This window comes from uncultured Microscilla sp. (genome assembly GCF_947493425.1).
Lineage (GTDB): Bacteria > Bacteroidota > Bacteroidia > Cytophagales > Microscillaceae > Microscilla.
Genome location: NZ_CANLRP010000290.1, coordinates 1 through 5,589, shown reverse-complemented (window position 1 = coordinate 5,589; position 5,589 = coordinate 1). Strand labels below are relative to the sequence as shown.

The window sequence follows — 5,589 nt, the reverse complement described above, 5'->3', positions numbered from 1 at the left end:
TATCACGCACGGTTCTGTGAGAGGTTCGGGGTGAAAATCCCCTTACCTACTCGACTTTACAGGGCTTAATAAGGTAAACATTTACTCGAATCAGCTATGGACTACGGACTAAATACTATGGACTATTGACTAGCCTACCTAATAAAAAATAAAACCTTGTGATTGCCCAACAAATAAAACACTGACTTTGTTGAAGGGGTGTTGCTCGATTTTTCGCGGGCTTTTGTTACACAAAATAGTGTTGTTTGAAGGGGGGGGAAACAAGCATTTGACAACCTTGCAGTTTGACCTTTTTGGGTGAATTACTGCGTTTGAAATATAACCATAGAACACATCTTTTTTAGAGTTATCAAAAATGGGAATAAATAAGTTTTTCAGGCTGAGTTTTGGGGGAATGGCTATAGCGTTGATGATTGCAGGTAGCATTGTTTATTGGCAAAGCATGCAGCTGCGACAAGATGTAAAACAGTTGGTAAATGTGGCAGAGCCGCTCGAAGATGCTGTTTTTAAAATAGATGTGCTCTCCTTCAAAATGTCTGATGCCGTAAAAATGCGCATTTACTTTCAACAAGCGTCGTATGGCGATAGTGCCCTCAATATTCGGAAAGACATGGCTGATCAACTGGCTAGGTTTCAACAGTTTGCCGCCAAAAATAATACTATAAATCATCAAAATAACTTTATACAGGTATGTCAGGGTTTTGTGGGGCTTGTCGATACTATTTTGTCAAAACCAGTAGCCGACTCTTTGTCGCAAGCTGAAGCAAAAAGATGGGTTTTAAGGCTCAATCAACAGCAACAAGCATTGCATCAAATGATTAATAGCCGTGTACAACCTGCCATACAACAACAAAACCAACAAATTTTTCGGCACGCTCAATTCAGCTCTGTTACTATAGGCCTGGTAGTATTGGGCAGTCTTTTTTGCCTTGGCATAGGCATATTTTGGGTATCTCGCTATGTCAGGCATTCCATCATTGAGGCTTTACTAGAGCTAAATGACGTCTCAAAACAATTGGCTAAAGGAGTTTATGCCAAAAGGTGGGGTAATTTACCTGTGCCGGCTAAAGCCAATAAAGAAATGGCCCAGCTGTTTCGCTCTTTCAATAGAATGGCATCAGGGTTACATGTTTTTATCAAGCAACAAAAAAAGAATAACGCCCAGTTGAGTGAAATCAACCAAAGCTTTGTAAAAGCTCAGAAAATAGCTCAGATGGGAAGCTGGGAAATTGACTTGAAAACTCAGAAAATACACTGGGACGAACAGATGTATAAAATTTATGGTTTGCCCAATAGCTTCAAGGTTACCATAGACGCCCTAAAGCAACAAGTACACCCCAAAGACGCTCCTAAAGTGCTGAGCAAGGTAAAACATCTGGTAGAGCACCACGCCCCTTATAAGCTTGAATACCGTATTACACCGCCCAACTCTGATAAATGGCATTTTTTGCATTCTGAGGCAGAGGTCATTTATGACGAAAAGCAGCAGCCTGTCAAAGCTATAGGAATTACCCAGGACATTTCACACCTTAAGCGTGCCAAGGGACTGCTGGAAAGTTACCGTAAAATACTTGATAGTGCCGCTATAGTAGCTACCACCGATATGCAGGGCGACATTACTTATGTAAATGACAAGTTTTGTGAAATATCGCAGTATAGCCGGGAAGAGTTAATGGGACAAAACCACCGCCTACTAAAGTCTGATGTGCACCCATCTACGCTGTACCAAAACCTTTGGCAAACCATTAGTCGGGGAGAGGTATGGAACGGAGAGCTTAAAAATCGGGCAAAAGATGGCTCTTTTTACTGGGTAAATGCTACCATTATGCCTTTTTTGGATGAAAAAAACAAGCCTTATATGTATATGGCGGTACGGTTTGACATTACCCTTCAGAAAAATTTTGAAACCCAACTCAAACAGCAAGTGTTGGAACTCAACGATTATAAATTTGCCTTAGATGCTGCCGCCATTGTAGCAATGACCGACGTGAAAGGCGACATTACTTACGTAAATGATAAGTTTTGTGAAATATCGCAATACCGTCGGGAAGAGCTCATGGGGCAAGACCATCGCTTGCTTAATTCGGGGGAACACCCCCCTGAATTTATCCGTGAGATGTGGGTGACTATAGCCAATGGCAAGGAATGGAGAAATGAGTTTAAAAACCGGGCAAAGGATGGCTCTTTTTATTGGGTAGATACTACCATTGTACCTTTTTTGAACGACTTGGGTAAACCTTATATGTACCTGGCCATTAGATTTGACATTACCCACAAAAAGAAACTGGAGGAAGACCTGAGGTCTTATCAGGCACACCTGGAAGACAAAGTAAAAGCGCGCACCCTGGAGCTGGAAAACGAACGGAACCGGGTAAAAGAAATGAATGAAGAACTGGTTACTCAAAATGAGTTGATTGCTGACAAAAACAAGAGCATTACTGATAGTATAGAGTATGCAGTAAAAATACAGGAAGCTACCCTGCCCCAAATAAATACAATAAAAGCAGACTTGCCCGAACTGTTTATTTTGTATAAACCCCGCGACATTGTAAGTGGTGATTTTTATTGGTTTTCTACATTGGAAAACAAGGTAGTGATTGCAGCAGTAGATTGTACCGGACACGGGGTGCCAGGGGCATTTATGAGTATGATTGGCAACCAGTTGTTACACGATATTGTCGACGAACAGCGAATTATTGCCCCCAATGCCATACTCAATGAACTCAATGCTAAAGTCAGGGTAGCGCTTCAACAAGACGAACTCGACAACCAAGATGGAATGGACATGGCGCTGTGTGTCATTGATAAACAACGTCAACAGATTGAATTTGCCGGAGCTAAAAACCCGTTAGTGTATTTGCACAACGGCGAATTACAACAAGCAAAAGGTGATCGCTCTAGCATAGGAGGTTATCAACGGGTTGGTTTTGAGTCGTTTACGAACCATACCGTGCACATTAGTAGTCCTAAGCAAACTTTTTATATGTTTTCAGATGGTTACCAAGACCAGATGGGAGGGAGGCGTGGACGTAAATTTATGCGTAAGCGTTTATACGAAACTTTCGAAAATATTCATGATAAGCCCATGAGCGAACAGCAACAGGCATTAGACCAGACATTTAATGACTGGCGGGGCAATGCTTGCGAACAACTCGACGATGTGTTGGTAGTGGGGTTTAGAGTGCCCTTGGTTTAACGCATTGTGGGCAGGGCGAAATTACTTTTTAATTTTTTTTAGCCTACTCATTTTACCATAAGTAAGCGCCCGTTTTTTATAATCTTGCTCAATGGCAGTAAGGTCTTTTCCTAGCATTTTTTCCAGGGTTTTAATGGCTTGTTTGCCCAACTCCTTGCCCTTATATTTGGGCGCAAGCTCATATAAGTAAGCATTGACAAAATCGGGCATTTTGTGGTGTATCCATAGGTAACAAAACAAAAAACGCGCTTTGGCATACCCATGCCCTTCCGACATATACTTTTCTTGCATAAAGTCGGTCAATGGTAAAAACTCTTTTTTTCTGATTTTTTTCTTGAGCGTAGGATGACGCCAATTGGTGTAGCCCTCGTGAAACTTGTTGCCATACACGGCAGCCATTTCATAAAATGACGCAAACCCTTCGCTAAACCATTGTTGCACCTGGTGGTGGGTGTTAGCATCTACAAAAGCATGCACCAATTCGTGCCATAGGGTGCCTTCGCCAGAATTGGCGTAGGTATACAATGTTTTGGTTTTAGGCAAATAAAACCCATAAGCCTCAGAGCCTGTGTAACGGCTGTACTCTTTTTTGGTACCAAAGTACACAATCTTAAAAGGATAAGAGGGTTCATACCTGAAGTATTTGGGGTAGGTAGGCTCAAAAAACATTTTGAGGTTATACAATAAAAAGTCTACTTGCTCTTGAGAGCAACGGTAGGCAATGTTGAAATACTTTTGGGTGTATTTGGTTTTAAAGGTAAGCCCAAACTCTTGACTAATTTCTTTGTGCCAACTGTCTAACTCCTTCTTTTTTACTTGATCAAGTGCAGCTTTGGTGTAGTTTTTTGTCAGGTAAAAAAACTGTCCGGAAGGTGCTTTTTGAGGGTAAGGTATACGTGTTTGGGTGGGTGTGTCCAAAGCAGGGTTTGCTTTGGCAGGCGTTGCCACTTTACCTTGATTGGGTTGCGATGAAGTCGACTTGTCTTTTTTTTGTTTGCAGCCCGGTAACACAAATAAAATAATCATTGATAAGATAGAGGCAACGCCAAAAAATATTTTAGAATACCTGATTTTTATAGAAGACATTGAAAGTTAAAGCTTGGTGTTATGTAAGTTGTAAGCTTCTAAGTTACAAAATATTGGCTAATAAACTCAGGCATTTTTAGGTTTAACATCAGTTGTATACTTGGAACGGCATGGTTAACCAAAACCTGGTTATTCTAATGGTTGTCGTACCGATATACATCGGTATTCAAGCTCTCCGCTCATTGTTACGCTTCGCTTAATGGCTAAAATGGTTGCCCCGTTCTGCAAGCATGCGATGCGGTACAAAGATTGGAACCTAAAAACGGTTTTTTATCCTGTTCACAGTATATTTTATCAAATAAGTATTTGGTCATGCAAAATACGTCATTGATCGAAAAGGTAGATATTTAGGTCAAACTGTGCGTAATAGCAATATATAGATTAATACACACAGTTATGATAAACACCTATTTTGAGTCGGCCTCTGCCACCATCTCTTATAACTCGCAAGCCCAATATATGTGCCTACAAATCAGGGGCTTTATGAAAGAAGAAGACTTTAAGCGCGTTTTGCTGAAAGCAAGAGAGTTTTTTATAAGTTTAAGGATTCATAAAGTATTGAATGACTTCCGCGAGTTTAAAGGCACTACTCCTTCTATGCAAGAATGGGCGGTAAAGGAGTATTACCCCATATTGGTAAAAAATGGACTAACCCATGGAGCTTTGTTGTTGAATAATGATGCATTTGCCAAGTATGCCGCCAAAAATGTACAAAGCAAGGCTTCTCAAACCTTTGAGTATCCTACTTTTAACAAGATTACCCAGGCTGAAGAATGGTTGATAAGACATTAGCTGTAAGCCGTTGCTTGTGTCTTCACCATAGCCGTCAGGCTAATTTTAGTGATTTAATCTGTCTTTCATTGCCAGATATTGATGTTTTAATCAATGTTTGAAGATGGCGCGCTGCGTCCTCGCGCGTGCCCAGCCAAGCAAATTCTACGATGGCACACGCGAGGACGACGTGCGCCAGCAGAGTTTTTATAAGTTTAAGGATTCATAAAGTATTGAATGACTTCCGCGAGTTTAAAGGCACCACTCCTTCTATGCAAGAATGGGCGGTAAAGGAGTATTACCCCATATTGGTAAAAAATGGACTAACCCATGGAGCTTTGTTGTTGAATAATGATGCATTTGCCAAGTATGCCGCCAAAAATGTACAAGGCAAGGCTTCTCAAACCTTTGAGTATCCTACTTTTAACAAGATTACCCAAGCTGAAGAATGGTTGATAAGACATTAGCTGTAAGCCGTTGCTTGTGTCTTCACCATAGCCGTCAGGCTAATTTTAGTGATTTAATCTGTCTTTCAT

General features: G+C 40.9%; 4 protein-coding genes. 3 read left to right on the top strand and 1 reads right to left on the bottom strand.

The window, feature by feature from the left end:
* Positions 1-355: 355 nt before the first annotated feature.
* Positions 356-3,196 (top strand): PAS domain-containing protein, encoded by a 2,841-nt coding sequence (locus Q0954_RS32555; protein WP_299465753.1) that lies wholly within the window; start codon positions 356-358, stop codon positions 3,194-3,196.
* A gap of 21 nt (positions 3,197-3,217) precedes the next feature.
* Here the strand turns inward: Q0954_RS32555 and Q0954_RS32550 are convergent, their stop codons facing one another.
* Positions 3,218-4,282 carry a hypothetical protein gene (locus Q0954_RS32550; RefSeq protein WP_299465750.1) on the bottom strand — a complete coding sequence of 355 codons (1,065 nt, stop codon included), beginning with the start codon at positions 4,280-4,282 and terminating at the stop codon, positions 3,218-3,220.
* A gap of 396 nt (positions 4,283-4,678) precedes the next feature.
* On the opposite strand from Q0954_RS32550, the gene Q0954_RS32545 reads away from it, so the two are divergent.
* Complete coding sequence (locus tag Q0954_RS32545; RefSeq protein WP_299465747.1) at positions 4,679-5,074, top strand: hypothetical protein; 396 nt, start codon at positions 4,679-4,681, stop codon at positions 5,072-5,074.
* A 212-nt stretch (positions 5,075-5,286) separates the two neighbouring features.
* Complete coding sequence (locus Q0954_RS32540; protein WP_299465744.1) at positions 5,287-5,520, top strand: hypothetical protein; 234 nt, start codon at positions 5,287-5,289, stop codon at positions 5,518-5,520.
* Positions 5,521-5,589 lie beyond the last annotated feature (69 nt).